Source organism: Solimonas sp. SE-A11 (assembly GCF_030345715.1).
In the GTDB taxonomy this organism is placed as follows: Bacteria; Pseudomonadota; Gammaproteobacteria; order Nevskiales; family Nevskiaceae; genus Solimonas_A.
Genome location: NZ_JAUASX010000022.1, coordinates 14,917 through 34,496, shown reverse-complemented (window position 1 = coordinate 34,496; position 19,580 = coordinate 14,917). Strand labels below are relative to the sequence as shown.

At 67.9% G+C, this 19,580-nt stretch carries 15 protein-coding genes; 9 read left to right on the top strand and 6 right to left on the bottom strand.

The annotated features are described in order from the left end of the window. The first annotated feature begins 21 nt into the window (after nucleotides 1–21). The 5 genes from rluD (at nucleotide 22) to QT386_RS19800 (ending at nucleotide 8,347) form a co-directional block, all read left to right on the top strand. Nucleotides 22–999 carry a 23S rRNA pseudouridine(1911/1915/1917) synthase RluD gene (rluD, locus tag QT386_RS19820; RefSeq protein WP_289275488.1) on the top strand — a complete coding sequence of 326 codons (978 nt, stop codon included), beginning with the start codon at nucleotides 22–24 and terminating at the stop codon, nucleotides 997–999. A gap of 2 nt (nucleotides 1,000–1,001) precedes the next feature. After that, entirely contained in the window at nucleotides 1,002–1,736 is a 735-nt protein-coding gene (gene pgeF / locus QT386_RS19815; protein WP_301334416.1) for a peptidoglycan editing factor PgeF, read from the top strand. A gap of 229 nt (nucleotides 1,737–1,965) precedes the next feature. Continuing rightward, nucleotides 1,966–4,194, top strand: coding sequence for a DUF1302 domain-containing protein (locus tag QT386_RS19810; protein ID WP_289275486.1), 2,229 nt, complete (start codon nucleotides 1,966–1,968; stop codon nucleotides 4,192–4,194). 209 nt (nucleotides 4,195–4,403) lie between these two features. Next, the gene (locus QT386_RS19805; protein ID WP_289275485.1) at nucleotides 4,404–5,480 is read left to right on the top strand and encodes a YCF48-related protein; all 1,077 of its coding nucleotides are present in this window, start codon (nucleotides 4,404–4,406) and stop codon (nucleotides 5,478–5,480) included. A gap of 29 nt (nucleotides 5,481–5,509) precedes the next feature. Beyond that, on the top strand, nucleotides 5,510–8,347 hold the full coding sequence (locus QT386_RS19800; protein WP_289275484.1) for an RND family transporter: 2,838 nt from the start codon (nucleotides 5,510–5,512) through the stop codon (nucleotides 8,345–8,347). Nucleotides 8,348–8,916: 569 nt separating this feature from the next. On the opposite strand, the gene QT386_RS19795 is transcribed toward QT386_RS19800, so the two are convergent. The 5 genes from QT386_RS19795 to QT386_RS19775 form a co-directional block, all read right to left on the bottom strand. Beyond that, nucleotides 8,917–10,956: a TadG family pilus assembly protein gene (locus QT386_RS19795; RefSeq protein WP_289275483.1), complete on the bottom strand. Its 2,040-nt coding sequence runs from the start codon at nucleotides 10,954–10,956 to the stop codon at nucleotides 8,917–8,919. A gap of 17 nt (nucleotides 10,957–10,973) precedes the next feature. Further along, nucleotides 10,974–11,471 (bottom strand): TadE/TadG family type IV pilus assembly protein, encoded by a 498-nt coding sequence (locus QT386_RS19790; protein WP_289275482.1) that lies wholly within the window; start codon nucleotides 11,469–11,471, stop codon nucleotides 10,974–10,976. Then, complete coding sequence (locus QT386_RS19785; RefSeq protein ID WP_289275481.1) at nucleotides 11,468–12,001, bottom strand: TadE/TadG family type IV pilus assembly protein; 534 nt, start codon at nucleotides 11,999–12,001, stop codon at nucleotides 11,468–11,470. The genes QT386_RS19790 and QT386_RS19785 overlap by 4 nt, the downstream gene beginning before the upstream one ends. 219 nt (nucleotides 12,002–12,220) lie before the next feature. Further along, a complete protein-coding gene (locus tag QT386_RS19780) occupies nucleotides 12,221–13,060 on the bottom strand; it encodes a symmetrical bis(5'-nucleosyl)-tetraphosphatase (protein WP_289275480.1) in 840 nt (279 codons plus the stop codon). Further along, nucleotides 13,057–14,841 carry a hypothetical protein gene (locus QT386_RS19775; RefSeq protein WP_289275479.1) on the bottom strand — a complete coding sequence of 595 codons (1,785 nt, stop codon included), beginning with the start codon at nucleotides 14,839–14,841 and terminating at the stop codon, nucleotides 13,057–13,059. Before QT386_RS19775 ends, QT386_RS19780 begins: the two co-directional genes overlap by 4 nt. 102 nt (nucleotides 14,842–14,943) lie before the next feature. Between QT386_RS19775 and QT386_RS19770 the strand changes: the two genes are divergently transcribed. Together QT386_RS19770 and QT386_RS19765 are read left to right on the top strand one after the other, a co-directional pair. Next, nucleotides 14,944–15,324 carry a GtrA family protein gene (locus tag QT386_RS19770; RefSeq protein WP_289275478.1) on the top strand — a complete coding sequence of 127 codons (381 nt, stop codon included), beginning with the start codon at nucleotides 14,944–14,946 and terminating at the stop codon, nucleotides 15,322–15,324. Nucleotides 15,325–15,326: 2 nt separating this feature from the next. Next, complete coding sequence (locus QT386_RS19765) at nucleotides 15,327–16,241, top strand: glycosyltransferase family 2 protein (RefSeq protein WP_289275536.1); 915 nt, start codon at nucleotides 15,327–15,329, stop codon at nucleotides 16,239–16,241. 21 nt (nucleotides 16,242–16,262) lie between these two features. On the opposite strand, the gene QT386_RS19760 is transcribed toward QT386_RS19765, so the two are convergent. Continuing rightward, nucleotides 16,263–18,446 carry a spermidine synthase gene (locus QT386_RS19760; protein WP_289275477.1) on the bottom strand — a complete coding sequence of 728 codons (2,184 nt, stop codon included), beginning with the start codon at nucleotides 18,444–18,446 and terminating at the stop codon, nucleotides 16,263–16,265. Nucleotides 18,447–18,748: 302 nt separating this feature from the next. Between QT386_RS19760 and QT386_RS19755 the strand changes: the two genes are divergently transcribed. Both QT386_RS19755 and QT386_RS19750 read left to right on the top strand, forming a co-directional pair. After that, entirely contained in the window at nucleotides 18,749–18,922 is a 174-nt protein-coding gene (locus QT386_RS19755; RefSeq protein WP_289275476.1) for a Flp family type IVb pilin, read from the top strand. A 138-nt stretch (nucleotides 18,923–19,060) separates the two neighbouring features. Further along, on the top strand, nucleotides 19,061–19,513 hold the full coding sequence (locus QT386_RS19750; protein WP_289275475.1) for a prepilin peptidase: 453 nt from the start codon (nucleotides 19,061–19,063) through the stop codon (nucleotides 19,511–19,513). Nucleotides 19,514–19,580: the final 67 nt, after the last annotated feature.

Here is a 19,580-nt window from a genome sequence, read left to right as displayed (position 1 = left end):
GTGATTTCCCGAGTATAGCCGATGACCGCGTCCGATCTGGCCGATGAAGAAGACCTCCTGCTGACCGCCACGGTTCCCCCCGACCTGGCCGGCAGCCGACTGGACGCGGCCTGCGCCCGCCTGTTCGAGCAGTTCTCCCGCTCCCGCCTGCAGGGCTGGATCGAGGAGGGGCGGCTGCGGGTCAACGGCGAGACCGTGACCCGGGGGCGCCAGCCGGCGGTGACGGGCGACATCCTGGAGCTGGACGCCATGCCGCCCCAGGATACGACGGTGCAGCCCCAGGACATCCCCCTGGACGTGGCCCATGCCGACAAGTACATCGCGGTGATCCGCAAGCCGGCCGGCCTGACCGTCCACCCCGGCGCCGGCCAGCGCGACGGCACGCTGCAGAACGCGCTGCTGCACCATTTTCCCCAGACCGCCGGCGTGCCGCGCGCCGGTATCGTGCACCGCCTGGACAAGGACACCTCCGGCCTGCTGGTGGTGGCCCTGGACCTGGCGGCCCATGCCAAGCTGGTGGCCGACATCGGCCGCCGCGACTTCCGCCGCGAGTACGACGCCGTGGTCCACGGCACCCTGATCGCCGGCGCCACCATCGACCTGCCGATCGGCCGCCACCCGCGTGAGCGGATCAAGATGGCGGTGGTGGAGGGCATGCGCGGCCGCGAGGCGGTGACGCACTACCGGGTACAGGAGCGCTTCCACGGCCACACCCACCTGCGCCTGAAGCTGGAGACCGGCCGCACCCACCAGATCCGCGTGCACCTGTCCCACCTGCGCCACCCCATCGTCGGCGACACGATCTACGGCGGCGACGTGGTGCGCGGCGCCGGCATGGACCCGCAGCTGCGCGAGACACTCAAGGCGTTTCCGCGCCAGGCCCTGCATGCCCGTGAGCTGGAGCTGGAGCATCCCAAGACCGGCAAGCGCATCGGCTGGACCTGCGAGCCGCCGGCCGACATGCAGGCCCTGCTCGAAGCCCTGCGGGCCGCGCAGTGAGCCTGGCGCCGGAGTCCTTCCTGCGGGCGGATTGGCCGGCGCCGCCCGGGGTCCGGGCGCTCCAGACCACCCGCGTGGGCGGGGCCAGCCAGGGTCCCCATGCCAGCTTCAACCTGGCCGCCCACTGTGGCGACGATCCGGCCGCCGTGACGCGCAACCGGGCCCTGCTGCGCGAGTCGCTGGCACTGCCGGCGGAGCCGGCCTGGCTCAACCAGGTGCACGGCTGCGCCGTGGCGCGGGCGCCGGTCCCCGGACTGCCGGCGGCCGATGCCAGCGTCGCCGAGGGCCATGGCCAGGTCTGCGTGGTGCTGACGGCGGATTGCCTGCCGGTGCTGTTCTGCGCCGAGGACGGCAGTGCCGTGGCGGCCGCCCATGCCGGCTGGCGTGGCCTGGCCGGCGGCGTGCTTGAGCAGACCCTGGCCGCCCTGGGCCGCCCGCCGTCGCGATTGCTGGCCTGGATGGGCGCGGCGATCGGCCCGGCGGCTTTCGAGGTGGGGGCGGAAGTGCGCGAGGCCTTCATGACCCAGGATCCGGATGCCGCCACCTGTTTCACCCCGGGGCTGCCGGGCCGGCTGCAGGCCGACCTCTACGCGCTGGCGCGCCTGCGCCTGCGCCGGGCCGGGCTGGAGCGGATCTACGGTGGCGGGCTCTGCACCGTCTCCGACGCCGAGCGCTTCTTTTCCTTCCGCCGCGAGCCGGTCTGCGGGCGCATGGCCAGCCTGATCTGGATCGGCTGAGTCCCCTTAGGTCATATTTCTGGCCTCCCCGGATTGCGCCGCCGAGGAGGGCAAGGTTAAATAACCGCAAAGAAACCAACGATCTCGCGTGCCCTCTTGCGGTGCGCGGCCGGCTTACAAGGCGCTTGAGCGTCGCTGCCGGACAGGATCGCAGGTGCGACGCCACTTGAGACGAACAGAAGTCCGGTCCGCAGTCCTGCGGGCCATCGGTGCGATACGGGGAGACACCATGAAAGCGGTACATCAGCGCAAGCCGTTCCTGCTGCAGCCCATTGCCATTGCCGCCGGCCTGCTGGCCGCGGAACCGGCAATGGCTTTCGAGTTCGACATCGGCGACACCGCCATCAAGCTCGACAACCTGATCTCGATCGGCGGCGTCCTTCGCATGCAGGATCGCGACAACAGCCTGGTCGGCCGCAGCAACCTGAACCCGGGCCTTTGCGTCGGCCGCACCACCGCGGACCCGTACGACAGCGCCAATCGTCGCTACTCCGGCGATACCTGCTCCGGCACGGTCGAGGACGCGCAGTTCGGCAACCGCAACAACTTTTACCTGACGCAGCCGGGCGCCTCCAGCCCCAACGGCGACAACGGCAACCTGAATTTCGACAAGGGCGACTGGGTCCACGCCACCGCCAAGCTGACGACGGACCTGAGCTTCAACCTGTTCGACTTCAACGTCTTCGCCCGCAGCCTGTACTTCTACGACGCGAACTATTCCGATTACGACGTCGAGCATCCGGACACCACCGCGCAGCTGGGCAAGACGCCGTTCTCCGAGGCTGGAGAGAAGCGCATCGGCAACAAGTTCCAGATGCTGGACTACTTCGTCAGCCGTACCTTCGAGATCGGCGATCGCCAGGCCGCGATCAAGGTCGGCAACCAGGTCATCAACTGGGGCGAGAGTGGCTTCCTGGCGCTGAACAGCCTCAACAGCATCAATCCGCCCAACCAGGCGCTGCTGCGCCTGCCGGGCTTCGACGTCAAGGAACTGTTCCAGCCCACCGGCATGGCGGTGCTGAACCTGGAGCTGCTCGAGGGCGTCAACCTCGAGACTTTCTACCAGTACGAGTGGAAGCCGATCCGCATCGACCCGGTCGGCAGCTTCTTCTCCAGCTCCGACATCCTGGGCGACGGCGGCACCTACGCCATGCTGTCCTTCGGCAAGGCGCCGGAGGATCCGGACCAGCTGTACGAACCCTGGCGCAACGCGGACGATCCGGCGGCGATCCTGGGCTCCACCTCCAGCCGCACCGTCCTGCGCGACTTCGCCGAAGAGAAGCGACGCCGTCCGGATGATGGCGGGCAGTACGGCGCCGCCCTGCGCTTTTTCTTCGATGGCCTCAACAACGGCACCGAGGTCGGCCTCTACTACTCCAACTACCACAGCCGCGTGCCCAGCGTGTCGGCCTTCGCGGCGAACGCCACCTGTATCCCGGCGGGTGCCAGCGGCATCCCCGGCTTCCTGCAGACGGCGGCGGCCTGCGGCATCAACCCGATCAACATCGTCTCGGGGCTGGCCGGCGCGGGTCCGTTCTTCCCCGCCAGTGGCGAAGCGCTGCCGCTGGACTCGATGCGGCTGATGGTGGAATACCCCGAGAACATCCGTCTGTGGGGCGTCTCCTTCAACACCACGCTGGGTGACGTGGCCTGGTCGGGCGAATATGCCTTCCGCGAGAACCTGCCGATCCAGATCCACACCACGGACCTGATTTTCTCGGCACTGCAGCCCGCCTTCCCGGCCGAGGATTTCGTGATCACCAGCGGCCTGCGCCTGCCGGGCCGCCGCACCGCCGTTCCGGATTTCATCTCGCAGTACCGCGGCGTCAGCGTCAATCCGGGCGATTACATCCGCGGCTACGAGCGCATGAAGGTGGGCCAGCTCGGCACTACCTTCCTGAAGACCATCGGCGGCGACAACTGGATACGCGCCTCGCAGGTCACGCTGCTGCTGGAAATGGGCATGACCCATGTGCTGGACATGCCCAAGCTGTCCGAGCTGCAGTTCCAGGGCGGCGGCGTGGACACCCATATCAGCGGCGGCGCCGACGGCAGCCTCGGCATCAACCCGATCGACGTCCGCAGCGATCCCAACGACCCCAGCTCGAGCACCACCACCGCCAGCCTGCGCCAGAACCCCACGGCCCAGAAGAAGGGTAACTTCGGCACCGAGTATTCCTACGGCTACCGTCTCGTCACGCTCACCCGCTTCGATGATGCGTTTGCCAACGTCAACCTGGAGTTCCTGAATGCCTTCTTCCACGACGTTGAAGGCACCGCCCCGGGCCTGGGCCAGAACTTCGTCGATGGCCGCATGCAAATCATCTCGGGCGTGCGCTTCGACTACCTGGCGACCTGGAACGGCGAGGTCCGCTACACCTGGTTCACCGGCGGCGCCGACCGTGACGCCCTGCGTGACCGCGACAACCTGATGCTGTCCCTCGGCTACCAGTTCTGAGGGCGGTTTCGATGTCCACCGGGCGGGGCCGCGTTGCGCGAGCCCCGCCCGCTTCGTTTCGGGGGGCGCAGGGCCGCTCCTGTCAAGCGCAATTGTTGCAGTGCGGGCGGCTGAAAAAGCTGGCCAAGCTGGCGGCGACGTGAAAAACTTGCGCGGCCAATACCCATAGCGCGCAGTTTTCCCCTGCGCGACACCATTCGAGGGGAAGCATGAAGCACGATAAGAAGAAATTGCTGGGACTGCTGGCCGGTTCCACGCTCGCCGCGCTGGCCATCAGCGCGATTGCCCAGGACGAGGGCGCTGCACCGGCCGAGACCGCCGCGGAGGCTCCTGCAGAGGATGCCGCCGACGCTGCCCCGGCCGACGCCGCTGAGGCGCCAGCCGCCGAGGAGGCCGCCGCACCTACGGTAAAGCCTCGTCCCTCGGAGCTGATGCCGCTGGCAAGCCGCTCCATGCTGCTGGACGTGGCCAACACCGGCAAGCGCCTGGTGGCGGTCGGCGACCGCGGCCACGTGCTGGTGTCCACCAACGGCAAGGACTGGGCGCAGGTCCAGGTGCCGGTGCGCTCCGCGCTCACCGCCGTGACCTTCACCGACCCCGAGAACGGCTGGGCCGTGGGCCATGACGCCGTGATCCTGCACACCAAGGACGGCGGCAAGACCTGGACCCTGCAAAACTTCCAGCCGCAGCTGGAGAAGCCGCTGCTCGACGTGCTGTTCCTCGACGCCAGCCGCGGCTTCGCGGTGGGCGCCTACGGCCTGTTCTACGAAACCTCCGACGGCGGCCAGAACTGGGCCGAGGTGCAGTCCCCGATCCGCGAGGACGAGCTGCACTTCAATGCCATCACCCGCCTCAACAATGGCAACCTGCTGATCTCCGGCGAGCAGGGCACCCTCGCGCTGTCCAGCGACGGTGGCGCCACCTGGAACAAGCTGACGGCTCCCTACGAGAGCTCGCTGTTCGGCGCGGTGCCGGTCGGCGACAAGGGCGCGGTGCTGTTCGGCCTGCGCGGCAACGTCTACGTCTCCGCCGATCCGGCGGCCGGCAACTGGACCAAGGTCGACACCGGCACGGTGGCCTCCATGTTCGGCGGCGCTGCCCTGCCGGGCGGCGGCGTGGCCATGGTGGGCCTCAACGGCGCGGTACTGCTGATTGATGCCAACGGCGGCAACGTGCGCAGCCTGCGTACCGACGCCGGCACCCCGCTGTCCGGCGTCATCGTCGCCAGCGACGCCAGCCTGCTCGCCGTCGGCGAGTCGGGTGTGCAGCGCGTGAAGCTCCAGTAAGCGTCGCGTCCCGACCAGGAATTCTTAAAATGACCGAAGAAAACCACAAGCCGACGACGACGCAGAAGATCCTCGCGGCCATCGAGCCGCTGATCTACGCGCGCCGCAAGCTCACCATGGGCATCCTGCTGGTGCTGACCGTATGGTTCGCCTGGGAAGCCGGCCACATCCGCCGCGACGCCGGCTTCGACAAGTCGATCCCGCTCGAGCACCAGTACATGCAGGTGCTCAAGCAGTACATGGCCGAGTTCGGCGGCGCCAACACCGTGCTGGTGGCGCTGATCCAGAAGGACGGCAAGGGCGACATGTACAACGAGGCCTTCCTGACCTCGCTGAAGACCGCCACCGACGAAGTGTTCTTCCTGCCCGGCATCGACCGCTCGCGCGTGTCCTCGCTGTTCACGCCGGACGTGCGCTACATCGAGGTGGTGGAGGGCGGCTTCGCCGGCGGCAACGTGATCCCCGCCGAGTACGCGCCCAACCCCGAGATGTTCGCCCTGGTGCGCGCCAACGTCGGCAAGGGCGGCCATGTCGGCCGCTACACCACCAAGAGCCAGAACGGCGCGATGATCTACTCCGAGTTGCTCGAGGTGGATCCGGTCACCGGCGAGAAGCTGGACTACGCCGTGGTCTCCAAGCTGCTGGAAGACAAGATTCGCGGCCGCTTCACCAACCCGAAGAAGTACGTCTACAAGCTCAAGGCGGCGCAGGACGGCCTGGCGGCCGGTGCCGTGGTGGGCGAAGGCTTCGTCGACCTGGGCTGGAAGCTGCGCCTGGAGACCTTCGAGGTCAACGGTCCGGCCAAGGATGACGGCTCGGCACCCGACAGGATCAAGGTCAAGGGCAGCGACGTGGCCGTCGAGTTCATCGACAACCCACAGTACAACCCGGACATCAACGTCCACGTCATCGGCTTCGCCAAGGTCGTGGGCGACGTGATCGACGCCACCATGCAGGTGGTGCTGTTCCTGATCCTGACGCTGTTCATGACCTTCCTGCTGCTGTGGCTCTACACCGGCTCGATGAAGCTGGCCGTCCTGCCACTGGTGTGCGCCGTCACCGCCGTGATCTGGGAGTTCGGCCTGCTGCAGATGGCCGGCAAGGGCCTGGATCCCTTCGCGATCCTGGTGCCGTTCCTGATCATCGCGATCTCGGTGTCGCATGGCGTGCAGTACGTCAACGCCTGGGTCGGCGAGATCACGCTGTTCAAGCGCAACAGCTTCGACGCCTCGCTCTACACCTGGCGTCGCCTGGCGGTGTACGGAACCATGGCGATCATGACCGGCTTCGTGGGCTTCGCGCTGATCGCGGTGATTCCCATCGACATCATCCGCGAGATGGCGCTCAATGCCTCGCTGGGCATGTTCGCGATCCTGGTCACCAACAAGATCATGATGCCGATCTGGCTGACCTGGATCGACATCGGCGATCCGGAAGCCTTCCGCCAGAAGCAGGAGCAGCGCGACAGCGTGCTGGACCCGATCTGGGAGTTCATCTCCAATGTCGTGCGCCCGACCCCGGCGATCATCGCCATCCTGGCCGCGGCCGCGCTGTACGGCTGGAGCTTCTGGAAGGGTGAAGGCCTGCAGGTCGGCGACAGCCAGGACGGCGTGCCGGAGCTGCTGCCGGATTCGCGCTACAACCAGGACACCAATGCCATCGGCCGCAACTTCGCGATCGGCACCGACATCATGAAGGTGATCGCCGAGATGGACGCGGAGGCCTGCGTCCGCCATGACATGATGGACCAGGTGGATCGCTTCGGCTGGCGCATGGAGAACACCGAGGGCGTGCAGTCGATCCTGTCGCTGCCCTGGGCGGCTCGCCAGGTCAACGCCGCGTTCTCGGAAGCCACCCCGAAGTTCAAAGTGCTGCCGCGCAACCAGTACACCATGGTGCAGGCGATCACCCCGATCCCGACCTCGTCCGGCCTGTTGAACTCCAACTGCTCGGCCCTGGCGATCTTCGTGTTCACCCAGAACCATCGTGCTTCCACGCTGGAGCGCATCGTTCACGAGGTCGGCACCTTCAACAAGGAAAATGCCGCCGAGTTCTACGAGGTCAACAAGGACGTCAACGAGGGCTACTGCGCCGAGAAACTCGAGAAGCGTCGTGACGCGGGCCGCACCCGCATCGCCCGCGAGAAGCACATCGAGGCGATGCGCAAGAAGGACAAGACGCTCACCGACGAGAAGATCGACACCAATCCGAAGGTCATCGAGCTGACCAAGGCGGCCGATGCCGCTGCCGAGGCGCACAAGGCGATGGACAAGGCCTGCCCGGTCAACTTCGCGCTGGCCTCCGGCAACGTAGGCGTCATGGCGGCGACCAACGAGGAAGTGCACCGCCTTGAGAAGCCGATCCTCTACGTCGTCTACGCCGGCATCATCATCTGCGTGTTCCTGTCCTTCTTCGAGTGGCAGAGCCTGGTGGCGATCATGCTGCCGCTCTCGCTGGTGTCGTGGATGGCCTACGCGGTGATGACGATCCTGGGCATCGGCATGAAGGTGGCGATCCTGCCGGTGGTGGCATTGGCGGCCGGGGTCGGCGTGGACTACGGAATATACGTATACGCCACATATGCCGACGCACTGGCGGCCGGCTTCAAGAGTCGCGAGGCCTACCTCAAGACGCTGAAGCTGACCGGCAAGGCGGTGATCTTCACCGGCATCACGCTGAGCCTGGGCGTGCTGACCTGGCTGTGGTCGGGCCTGCAGTTCCAGCGCGACATGGGCAAGCTGCTGGTCTTCATGTTCACCACGAACATGATCGGCGCCATCGTGCTGCTGCCGGCCATCGCGTCCTTCATCCTCAAGCCGAAGGAACTGGCGCCGGGTGAAGAGCCGGTGTTCAAGCCGCGCCACTGATGTAACGGTTGCAAGGAAAAGCCCCCGCTAGTCGGGGGCTTTTTTGTTGTGGGTCACCCATGTATGGCTGACCCGTTGCGGGTTCCGCCTCTGCCCGCAGGCGGGGCGAGGGTAGGGGCGGCGGACTTTCGGTTGAGAGCCGAAGAGGGGATGCCGGCGGCTACGTCGGCGGCCTGGTGATCGAGTGCGACGGGTCGGGCCCACAGGCCATCCCTGGCCTGAGGCCCCTCGGCCGTGCTCCTGCCCGGCTCGACCCTGGACTCGATCCGCAGGCAGGCGCTACTGGAAGGGAACCCGGCACATCAAAAGCATTCGCTGCGCTCATTCAAGCTCACAAGCCATCAAGGCAAAGCAGCTTCCTCCCTCTCCCCTCGCGGGAGGGCGGGATGCCCGAGCGAGGGCAATGCCGGAGCAGTTGCCGACAAGGGCAGGACGCCCGCAGGTAGGGCAACGCATGGAGCAGTTGCCGAGGACCGGGGCAGCGTGTGCAGAGGCCCGACCAACCGTTCGCCCTGAGCCTGTCGAAGGGCGAACGCATTCGGGTGACGGCGCTCGCCAGCCCCGCGCCATCAATCGACCAGCGACGCCCCGCCACCGCTGCAACTCAGGTTGGCGCCGACCTCGACCTTGTTGAGGTCCACGCCCAGCTGTTCCAGCAGCAGGTTGACCAGCGGGTCCAGCAGCGGGCCCAGCAGGCCGTTGACCACGGTCATGACCGCGGACACCAAGCCGTTGATCACGCTGCCGACCAGGAACACGACATTGCCCAGGCCATTGCCCAGGCCAGAGCTGGTGGGCCGATAGAACTGCAGTTGCAGACCCAGCAGAGTGTTGCGCAGGCTGCTAACGATGTTGGTGGATGTGACGCTTTTGTAAGCGGGGGCCTCACCGATCTTCGGTAGGCCACCCGCCGGGGGCTGGGTGTAGACCTGGGTGGTACTGGTGCTGGCCACCGGCAGGTCGGCCTTGAGACCGATGCCTCCGCCGGCAAAGGCATTGCGCTTGGCGAGGGCGATATTGCTGGTCCATGTGCCGGTGGCGGTCTGGTAGGTCGTTGTGCACAGAAGCAACAAAGTGCACTTGATGTGGGCTGTCTTGGTTCCGATGTCGAGGATCGGAACGGGTTCGACACTCGGGGCGCTGCTGGAAGAAAAGACCTTGGTTGCGGCATCGGAGGCCGTGGTGCCCATCTTGCCGATGCGGATTTCTGCGGCAGCGGTTGTGGTAGGAACAGACAGCGACTTGTCCGGCTCGTTAGCGCAGGAGTAGTCGTTGACGTACGCGCGTCCACCGCCGGCGTCGATATTGATATCCAGCCTGGGCGTCGGCAGCACCTGGATATCGATGATTTCTCGTGTGTCGTCGCAAGCTAACAGACAGGACAGCACCTGAGCTAGGTTCAGCGAAAGCAGGTCATTGACTGTATTGGTCAGGGCCGAGACCAAGCTGTTGTTCAGCAGACCATTGAGGGTAGTGCCCAAACTCGCTGGCAAATCCACCGAGATCAGCGTGCGCACCTGGGCGGTGCGCACGTAGATGCGGTCGGCGCCCAGCGGGGCGAGGCGGGCGCGCTCCGGGTTGCCGATGGCGGACAGTTGCGGCGATTCGATGACCCGCACGCGCACGTTGGCGCCGGCGACGCCGGGCAGGTTGATCGGCAGGTTGGCGCAGGCCACGCAGTTCTTGTTGGCCAGCTGCACGCTGCCCTGGACCAGCTGGAACAGGTTCAGGCCCACGTCGAGGCCGGACTCCGGCGTGCCGGTCTGGACGTTGAGCAGGTCGCCCAGGCGCACCAGCGGTTGCAGGCCCGGCAGGTTGGCGCCGACCAGGTTCTGCAGGCCGAGCAGGGCGGCATTGACGTTGGCGGTGCCGCCGCTGCCGCCGCCCTGTTGTAGCGCCGTGGCGGCTACGCCCAGCAGGGTGCCCACCGATACCTGGGTGTTGAGCACGCTGTCGTAGTCGCCCGCGCTCAGGCCCAGGTTGATGGCCAGCGCGTCGAGATAGTTCAGCAGGTTGAGATCGGTATGGACCAGTCCGTCCCAGGCGCCGGCGCTGAGGTTGAGGCTGCCGCCCAGCAGGCCGCCGACCACGGCGTTCAACACCGTGCCCTGGCCGGGATTGACCGTGGCCAGCGTGCTGCGGATGCGCAGCTGCGCCAGCGGCTGGTTGGCGATGGCGATGGCGCTGGCGGTCAGCGTGTGGCTCTGGATGAAGGGCAGGAAGCGCGGCGGCACGCCGGAGATGGTGGCGCGGACCGCGTTCAGGTCTTCCGTCGCGGCGGTCGGGTCGAAGGCCTGGTCACGGCGGCCGTCCCAGTGGCCGCACTCGATCACCGGGGCGTTGTGGCGCTTGTTGCCCAGGTTCTGCAGGGCATTGGTGGAGCCGGTGGTGCGCGCGGTGTTGCAGCTCAAGTGCAGGCTGCGGGCGCCAGCCATGGCGGCGAGGTCCGCGGCCTTCTGGTATTCGCGCTTGTAGAAGTACAGGAAGCCCATGTCGGCGATCGACAGCAGGATCACCGCCAGGCTCAGGCCCAGCGCCGCGAAGATGGCGATGGAGCCGCGTTGCTGGCGGGCCGAGGGCGAAAGGGCGGTGATGGATGGGCGTGGCACGATGGACCTCTCTCGTATCAGATCTGGGCCGTGGCGCAGCTCACGAGCTTCTTGGGCATCCACCCGTCGATATCGCCTACCGCCGGTATCGTGATGGAAGGAAGGATGCGGGTACCGGCAGCGTTGTCGTAAGGGAAGTCGACCGTGATGCTGACGGAGCCGGAGCTGCCGGCGCCATTGCAGGCGGTGTTGCGCACGACGATCACGCGCGAGGGCTTGACTTGGGTATTCAGCCAGTCGCGGCGCGAGGTGAAGTTGGCGTTGTGGGCCCGCGGCGCGATCGACGAGGTGGCCAGCGAATTGATCACCTCGCTCTTGATCATGGCGTCGGTGATGCCGGGCTGGATCGCCGCGCGCGCGCCGTCTTCCGCCGCGCGCGAGATGGCCAGCTGCGTGTAGAACGCGGCGCCAAAGGTGATCAGTCCGTAGAGGATCAGCAGGAACACCGGCAGCACCAGGGCGAATTCCATCGCCGCGGCGCCCTGCTGCCGGGAACGGTCGGCGGGGCGCTTCACAGGTCCAGCGCCTTGCCGTCCAGCAGGCTGCGGGCCTGGGCGGTCAGGTAGTTGGGGATCAGCAGGCCAAAGCCTGGCAGCGGCGGCAGCGCCGGGCCGTTGACGTGGGCGGCATAGGGGTAGCTCATCGTCACCACGACCTGGCAACCGGGCAATACGTCACAGTTCGAGGCATTGGAGCCTGGCGGGCATTGGGCGGCGTTGTCGATGGCGGCGTCGGCCGGGCAGATCTTGGCCTGGATCTGCAGCAGCCCGGGTTTCCAGGTATTGATCCAGCTGCTGTGCCGGGTGGCGACCACCTCGGCCTGGCGGCGTCGCAGTTCGAGCTGCGAGGGGGCCGGGCTTTCGGTGTTGCCGCTGGGCAGGCGCTGGTGGCGCAGGGCGGCGCGCGCGCCTTCCTCGGCCGAATGCTGAAGATTCAGGCGCATCAGGAAGATCAGGCCGTAGCTCAGCATGCCGTAGAACAGCAGGAAGAACACCGGGAACACGAGCGCATACTCGACCGCTGTCGCTCCGCGTTGTCTGTCCATCTTGAACATAGTGCTCATCCGTACCGTGCGTAGTGGTCACGCCCGCGGATACAGGGCCGCCCAGTGAGCATGCATGGCCCTGGACCGCTTTGCACTGCATGCCCTTCCAGCGGGCCGGATTGGCTGATGGAAGGACGGGGCGGCGTTCGTGGCCAGAGTAGAGAAAGCAGCGGCAAAGCGGTAGCCCGCCGGCCGGCGGGAACAGGGTTTGCATCGACTCTAGCTGCCGGCCCCGGGCTTCTGCGCCGCCGGGCACTCGCAGCCGCTTGGCTCGCCGGTCTGCAGGTCCATCGCCGTCAGCCGGCCGCCCCAGACGCAGCCGGTGTCCAGGCCCAGGGCCTTGCCGTCGCTCCAGCTCAGCTTGCCCAGCGTGGACCAGTGGCCGAAGACGATGCGGTCTGTCGCCGTTCGGCGTCCCGGCACCTCGAACCAGGGATGCAGCTGTGCCGGCTGGCTGCCGGGCGCGCCCTTGTGCCGGGTGTCGATCCGCCCTTCGGCGTCGCAGTAGCGGATGCGCGTGAAGCAGTTGACGATGAAGCGCAGGCGCTTCCAGCCCTTGAGGCTGTCGCGCCACTGGTCGGGATCGTCGCCGTACATGTGGGCGTAGAACCCGCCGGCATCGGGGCCGGCGATGCAGGCCGAGCCTTCTGCCGCCAGCGCCAGCGCCTCGAGGCGGGTCCATTGCGGGGCGACACCGGCATGCACGGCCAGCACGCCGGTCTGCGGATCGTCGTAGGCCAGCGGGCAGCGGCTGAGCCAGGCCAGCAACTCCTCGCGGTCGGGCGCTTCCAGCACGTCCTGGAACGTGTCCTTGCGGCTGGCTTTTTCTCCGCGCGCGGCCACCGCCAACAGGTGCAGGTCGTGGTTGCCCAGCACGCTGATGGCGCGGTCGCCCAGCGAGCGCACCAGGCGCAGCACTTCCAGCGACTGCGGCCCGCGATTGACCAGGTCACCGAGGAAGATCAGGCGGTCCTGTGCCGGGTCGAAGCGCAGGCGCTCCAGCAGCCGGCGCAGCGGGTCATAGCAGCCCTGTACGTCGCCGATCGCGTACGTGGTCATGGCCGAGGCTCCCCGGCGGCGGAGGACGAGGAGGCAGGCGGCTGGACGCGGTACAGGCGCCACTCGGTTTCGGTGCCGGCCGGCCAGGGCTGGGCCTGCAGCCAGGGCGGGGTGTCGCCATCGGCCACGCGCTCCATCAGCGTGCGATGGCCCTCGCTGCCCCGCAGTTCATTCTGATAGTAGGTGCAGCCCAGCACGTAGCCGACACTGCGCCGGGCGAATATCTCCGGCGGCTGGTCGGTGCCGGTGTAGAGCCAGGCGCGGTAATTGTCGAGCAGGCCCTCCACGTTGTGGTGGTAGGGGCCGGTGATGATGCGGTGATGCGTGCGGTAGAGCAGCTCCGAGCCGCTGAATACCGGCGCCAGGAAGGTTGCCTGCGGAATCTGCTGCAGTGTCGGGGCGACGCTGGCGAGGCTGCAGTGCTTCTCCTGCGCCGGAGGTGGCCACAGCGAGGCCAGGCCCACGGTCGCGGTGAGTTGCAGCGCGGGGAACAGCGTTAGCAGGAAGACGCGCAGCTGGCTGCGCCGCGGCAGTGTCTCGTCCACGTCGCCGAAGCCGCGCAGCCCGGCCAGCCCGATGCCGTAGGCCAGTGCGCCGGCCACGCCCGCGGCCGCGCCCATGCGCAGGTGCCACACGCCCAGCAGGCCATAGGCCAGGGACATGCAGGCCAGCGCCGCGATCCACAGGCTGCGCTCGCGCCAGGCGCGATAACCGGCGGCCAGGGCACCGGCCAGCGGCAGGCCCAGGTAGGCCATCCACTGGTGCGGCCGATGCGCGGTCTGCAGTTCGATGATCTGGTTCCACCACAGCGTCCGCAGTTCCGCCGGGATCAGGCCGGCCGGCCCCGCGCGCACCTCGGGGACCGCCAGCACCCAGGCCAGCAGGGCCCCCAGCGACACGGCGATCATCAGCGCGAAGCTGCGGCCCAGCGACAGGCCGCGCCGCAGGCAGGCTTCCGCCGCCAGGGGCATCGCCGCCAGCAGGCCGGCCAGCAGCAGCCAGGCCAGGCTCATGCGGTCCAGCGTCCAGGCCGGGAAGGTGGGCGGCGGCGGGTCCAGCCACCATGCCAGCAGCGTCAGTCCGAACAAGCCGGGCGCCAGCCACCACAGTGCCGGCGCGGTTCCCTGCAGGCGCGCGGCGATGCGCAGGTACACCAGCCCCACCACGAAGGGCATCGCCTCTGGCGAGATCCACCAGCCCAGTGCCAGCAAGGCGCCGCCCAGCAGGTCCAGCCCCGGCCGCGGCAGGGACGAGCGGCGCAGCAGGCAGGCCGCCGCCGCGGCCAGCGGCGCCAGCATGAAGATGTGATGGGTGATCTGCAGCATGTTGCCGTAGGCATGCAGCGGGATGCAGGCCGCCAGTGCCAGGCCGCTGATCATGGCGGTGCGGCGCGTGCCGGTGGACGACACCGCCAGCGCGGTGAACAGTGCCAGTGCCAGCATGCCGAGCAGGCTCAGTGCGGCGCCGGCATAGCGCAACGCCAGCTCCTCGGCCAGGCCGGCGGCCCGCAGCGGCCGGTGCAACTGCCACAGCGTCCAGGTGTAGGGCTCGGTCCAGTGGACCCAGCTGCCGTAGGGCGCATTGTCGCGCGCGACGAAGCGGTGGCCGTGCTCCGGCGTACGGTCCTGCAGCACCACGAGGTTGTAGTAGCTGTCGGGGTTGGACAGGTCGGCTTGCGACAGGCGCTCGAAGGAGCTCGGTGCCGAACGGGCCAGGGCGACGGCCATCATCAGCATGGCGACCAGCAGGGCCAGGGTGCGGCCGGGGGCGGAGGATGTCATGGGAGCAAGGGTCTTCCGGCGGATGGCGCCGTGTGTCCGGACGGGTATTCCGTCACGCCAGGGCGGGCGATACTGTGCGCTGCGTCTTCGATCGGTCCGTCAATGGCATTCCTGAGATTCTTTCTGGTGGGCGGTGCCGGATTCATCGTCGATGCCGCGGTATTCTTCCTGCTGGCACAAGGCGTCGGCAAGGCCTGGTGGCTGGCGCGACTGCTGGCCTTCCTGGCGGCGGTCGGCGTCACCTGGGCCGGCAACCGCTGGTTCACCTTCGGTTCCAGCGCGCGGCCGGGGCCGGAGGGTCTGCGCTACCTGGGCGTGCAGAGCCTGGGCTGCGGCGTGAACTATGCCGTGTTCCTGGCCTGGATCACGGCCGCTGGCGTCGAACAGGGGCTGCTGCTGCCCTACCTGGCGGGCACGGCGGCGGCGCTGGTGTCCAACTACTTGCTGTCCCGGCATTACGTTTTCCGGAATCCTAGCGCGTGAACATGATCTCCAGCCCCCGCATCGCCGTCCTCGTGCCGTGTCGCAACGAGGCGGAGACCATTGCGCGCGTCGTGGGCGACTTCCTGGCGGCGCTGCCGGGCGCCGTCGTCTACGTCTACGACAACAACTCCACCGACGACACCGTGGCCCTGGCCACCGCCGCCGGCGCGGTGGTGCGCACCGAGCGGCGCCAGGGCAAGGGCCATGTCGTGCGGCGCATGCTGGCCGACGTCGAGGCGGACTGCTACGTGCTGGTCGACGGTGACGCCACCTACGATGCCGCATCGGCGCCGCGCATGATCGAGGCGTTGCTGGCGCAGCAGCTCGACCTGGTCAACGGCCGGCGGCTGGCGCAGGGCGCGGAGGCCTACCGGCGCGGGCATCAGTTCGGCAACCGCCTGTTCACCTCGCTGATCGGCTACCTGTTCGGCCACCAGATGGACGACGTGCTGTCCGGCTACAAGGTGTTCTCGCGGCGCTTCGCCAAGTCCTTCCCGGCGCTCGCCACCGGTTTCGAGATCGAGGTGGAACTGGCGGTGCACGCGCTGTCGCTGCGGGTGCCGATGGCGGAGATCGAAGGTCCCTACGTGGAGCGTCCGGAAGGCTCCACCAGCAAGCTGCGCGCACTGCCCGACGGCTGGCGCATCCTGTGGACCATCTCGCGCCTGTTCCGCAGCGAGCGGCCCCTGCTGTTCTTCAGCGTGGTGGCGGCGCTGCTGGCGTTGACCTCGCTGGGGCTGTCGTTGCCGCTATTCCTGGAATACGCCCGCACCGGGCTGGTGCCGCGCCTGCCTACCGCGGTGCTGTGCACCGGCATCATGCTGTCGGCACTGATGGCCTTCACCTGCGGCGTGATCCTGCATGCGGTGACCCGCGGCCAGCGCGAGATCAAGCGCCTGCTGTACCTGCAGCACTGAGGGCAGGGTGGCTGCGGCGTCTCAGCGCCAGCGAATCACGCCCAGGATGTTGGAGTAGCTGTCGGTCCATAGCGGCGTGCCTGGCACGCCTTCCAGGGGTTGCCAGGCACCGCCGGGCAGCAGGAGGGCCAGGTTCGCCGGGTCGCGTGACAGCAACACCACGTCGGTGGCCGAAGCATCGCCCTGCCGGCGCAGTTCATCCGCGGGCCTGAAGCGTTGCTGCAGCCCGGCCAGTCCGGCATCGCCGGCCAGGCGCGCCAGCACCGGCATCAGGTCGAGATGGCGGTTGGTCACGTGGAAGGCCAGCAGGCCCTGCGGCGACAGCTTGCGCAAGTACAGCGCCAGCGCCTCGCGACTCATCAGGTGCAGCGGGATGCTGTCGGAGCTGTAGGCGTCCAGCACCAGCAGGTCGTAGCCGCCGTCCGGTACCTGCTCCAGCGTCAGGCGGGCGTCGCCGATCACGACGGAAGTGTTCTGCCCGCAGGCTTCCAGGTAGCGGAAGTGGCGCGTGTCACGAGCCAGGCGTTCCACCAGCGGGTCGATCTCGTGGAAGGTCCAGGCCTGTCCGGGCCTGGCGTAGCAGCTGAGGGCCCCCACGCCCAGCCCCACCACGCCGATGCGTGCGAGACCTCCCGCCGCATCGGCGGACAGTAGCTGGCCGAAGGGGCCCTGCGGCGCGTAGTAGCTCATCGGCAGGCGGTAGTGGGCGGGATCGCGGCTGGCGACGCCGTGCACGGTGGTGCCGTGCAGCAGGGCCGTCCGGCGGCCTTCTTCCACCGGGATCACCTTGTAGATGCCGAAGAAGCTCCGTTCCATCTCCAGTGCGCCCTGCACCTGGCGCACCATGGCGAAGCCCAGGCAGGCGGCGATGCCGAGTGCAAAGCGTAGCGGCCGGCTGCTGAAGGACAGCAGCAGCGCCGCCAGTCCGGCGAAGGCCAGCACCGCGAGCACGATACCGGCCTGGCCGCCCTTGGCCAGCAGGCTGCGCAGCGCGTCGCTGCCCAGGGCCAGCAGTACCAGCGCGCCCAGCAGCAGCGCCGGCAGCAGGCCGTCCAGCGCCAGGGCGCGGCGGCCGGCCGTGGCCTGGCCCGCCAGCAGGCAACTGGCGGCCAGCATCAGCGGATACTCGTAGACGCCGGAGAAGATCGCCGGCGCCAGGAGCGCGTTGAAGATGCCGCCCAGCACGCCACCCAGCGACATATAGAGGTAGAACTCGGTCAGGTGGGCGGGGGGCGGGCGCCGCGCCGCCAGTTCGCCGTGGCTGACCATGGTGATCACGAAGAACCCAGCCAGGTGCAGCGCCAGCAGCCACACCGAGGCAATGTGCAGCAGCGATAGCAGGGCGATCAGGATCAGCAAGTGCGGCAGCGCGCGGCGCGTCCATTCATGCGGCAGCGGCGGGCGCCGTGCGAACACCAGGATGAAGGTGGTCAGGTACAGGGCCAGCGGGATCACCCACAGCAGTGGGGTGGAGGCCAGGTCGGTGGTGATGAAGGTCGTCACCCCCAGCAGCAGGCTGGACGGCAGGAAGGACAGCGCCAGCCATTGCAGGCGCAGCCGGCCGGACACGGCGGGGGCCTCGGCCTCGGTCGCCGGCGCCCCGTTGTCGTCGCTGCGCTGCCGGTACGCCGCGGCAAAGCAGGCGGCCAGCGCCAGGCCCAGCAGCATGAATCCGGCAGACCAGGCCAGGCCCTGCTGCCCCAGGTCCCACTGGGGTTCGATCACCAGGGGATAGCCCAGCAGGGCCAGCAGGCTGCCGGCGTTGCTCGCGGCGTAGAGAAAGTAGGGATTGCGGGCATCGGGATGGCGGGTGCGCGAGAACCAGTGCTGCACCAGCGGCGCCGTGGCCGACAGCACGAAGAACGGCAGGCCGACGCTGAACGCCAGCAGGCCCAGCAGCCACCAGACCGGCGAGCCATCGGCTGGCGGCGCCGCATGGCCCAGTGCCGGCGGCAGGAACAGGAAGGCCAGCAGCAGCAGCGAGGCGTGCAGCGCTGCCTGCGTGGTCCAGGCCAGCCGTTTCGCCAGCAGGTGGGCGTAGGCATAGCCCGCCAGCAGCCCGGCCTGGAAGAAGCACATGCAGGCATTCCAGACACCGGGCGAGCCGCCCAGCAGCGGCAGCACCATCTTGGAGATCATCGGCTGCACCGCGAACAGCAGCGCGGAGCTGAGGAACAGCGTGCAGGCGAAGAGCAATGTCGGCATCGGAACTCCGGAACGGGTCTGCGCACTGTATCGGTGCCCGCACGCCGCGCACACGCGCGAGCCCTGTCCGGTAGGGATGGGCCGCCCTGCGCATCGCAGGCAATCCATGTGACCTGGATCACGTCTGCGAACAGCAATGCCAGGGCCCGGTCGTCTGCCGGCAGGTGCCGCTTGTTCGGAGTGGCCGATGAGCGGTAGTGAAAGCGTCAATCAGCTTCTTTGACGGGCACTTACGATCCTTGCATAGTACCTCTGCGGCTCGCGAGATGGCCGCTTGACCACACCCTCTTGGAGCGTTTGCAATGAATCAGATGATGAAGTTTCTCCGTGATGAAGAAGGCGCGAGCGCGGTCGAGTACGGCCTGATCATCGGTCTGATCGCCGTGGCGATCATCGTCGTGCTGGGCTTCCTCGGCAACGGCCTGGAAAACCTGTTCAACAAGGCCAACGATGGCCTGACCAACGCGCAGAAGTAATCGCGGGGGCGTTACACGGACGGGCTGCACTCCGGTGCAGCCCGTCTTTAGTTAGCAATACAGCCAACCCCGCCGCTCCGCGATGTCCCGCGGGCTTGAGGTTTCACGGGGTCGCCATCTGTTCTAGGGATTCTTGCCTTGGCCATCACGGTTGGCGTGTGGGCCCTGCTGATCGGGGCCTACGATGTCTACACGCGTCGCGTGCCCAATCTGGCGCTGTTGCCGCTGCTGGTCGTCGCCTTGCTGGCGCTGCTGGTGAACGGCCGCGGACTGCTGGGGGCCGGTGTGCTGTCCTCCCTGGCCGGGCTGGCGGTGGTCTTCCTTTTGCTGTTGCCGGGCTATGCGCTGGGGCGCATGGGCGCCGGAGACGTCAAGTTCGCGGCCTGCCTGGCGCTGTTGCTGGGGCTGGGACGCACGCTAGACATGCTGTTGCTGACGGGCCTGGCACTCGGCCTGCTGGCGCTGGCCTGGCTGCGCCTGTTCGCCGGGGATCGCAAGGCGCGTTTTCCGGCCGCTGGCGCCTTCGCGCTGGCGTTCTGCGCGGAGCTCGCGGCTGGCCCGCTGCTGTTGCCCATAACAGACTGGTTCTGAAGGGCGGATCCGCCGGAGATCGGCTGGATTCGACCGTTGCCTCCCGGCCTTCGCGCGGGAGCGGTTG

Excerpts from the sequence above, each read along its gene's own strand:
- rluD (WP_289275488.1), top strand. The coding sequence starts at position 22 with ATGACCGCGTCCGATCTGGCCGATGAAGAAGACCTCCTGCTGACCGCC.
- QT386_RS19810 (WP_289275486.1), top strand. The coding sequence starts at position 1,966 with ATGAAAGCGGTACATCAGCGCAAGCCGTTCCTGCTGCAGCCCATTGCC.
- QT386_RS19805 (WP_289275485.1), top strand. The coding sequence starts at position 4,404 with ATGAAGCACGATAAGAAGAAATTGCTGGGACTGCTGGCCGGTTCCACG.
- QT386_RS19800 (WP_289275484.1), top strand. The coding sequence starts at position 5,510 with ATGACCGAAGAAAACCACAAGCCGACGACGACGCAGAAGATCCTCGCG.
- QT386_RS19785 (WP_289275481.1), bottom strand. The coding sequence starts at position 12,001 with ATGGACAGACAACGCGGAGCGACAGCGGTCGAGTATGCGCTCGTGTTC.
- QT386_RS19780 (WP_289275480.1), bottom strand. The coding sequence starts at position 13,060 with ATGACCACGTACGCGATCGGCGACGTACAGGGCTGCTATGACCCGCTG.
- QT386_RS19775 (WP_289275479.1), bottom strand. The coding sequence starts at position 14,841 with ATGACATCCTCCGCCCCCGGCCGCACCCTGGCCCTGCTGGTCGCCATG.
- QT386_RS19770 (WP_289275478.1), top strand. The coding sequence starts at position 14,944 with ATGGCATTCCTGAGATTCTTTCTGGTGGGCGGTGCCGGATTCATCGTC.
- QT386_RS19765 (WP_289275536.1), top strand. The coding sequence starts at position 15,327 with ATGATCTCCAGCCCCCGCATCGCCGTCCTCGTGCCGTGTCGCAACGAG.
- QT386_RS19760 (WP_289275477.1), bottom strand. The coding sequence starts at position 18,446 with ATGCCGACATTGCTCTTCGCCTGCACGCTGTTCCTCAGCTCCGCGCTG.
- QT386_RS19755 (WP_289275476.1), top strand. The coding sequence starts at position 18,749 with ATGAATCAGATGATGAAGTTTCTCCGTGATGAAGAAGGCGCGAGCGCG.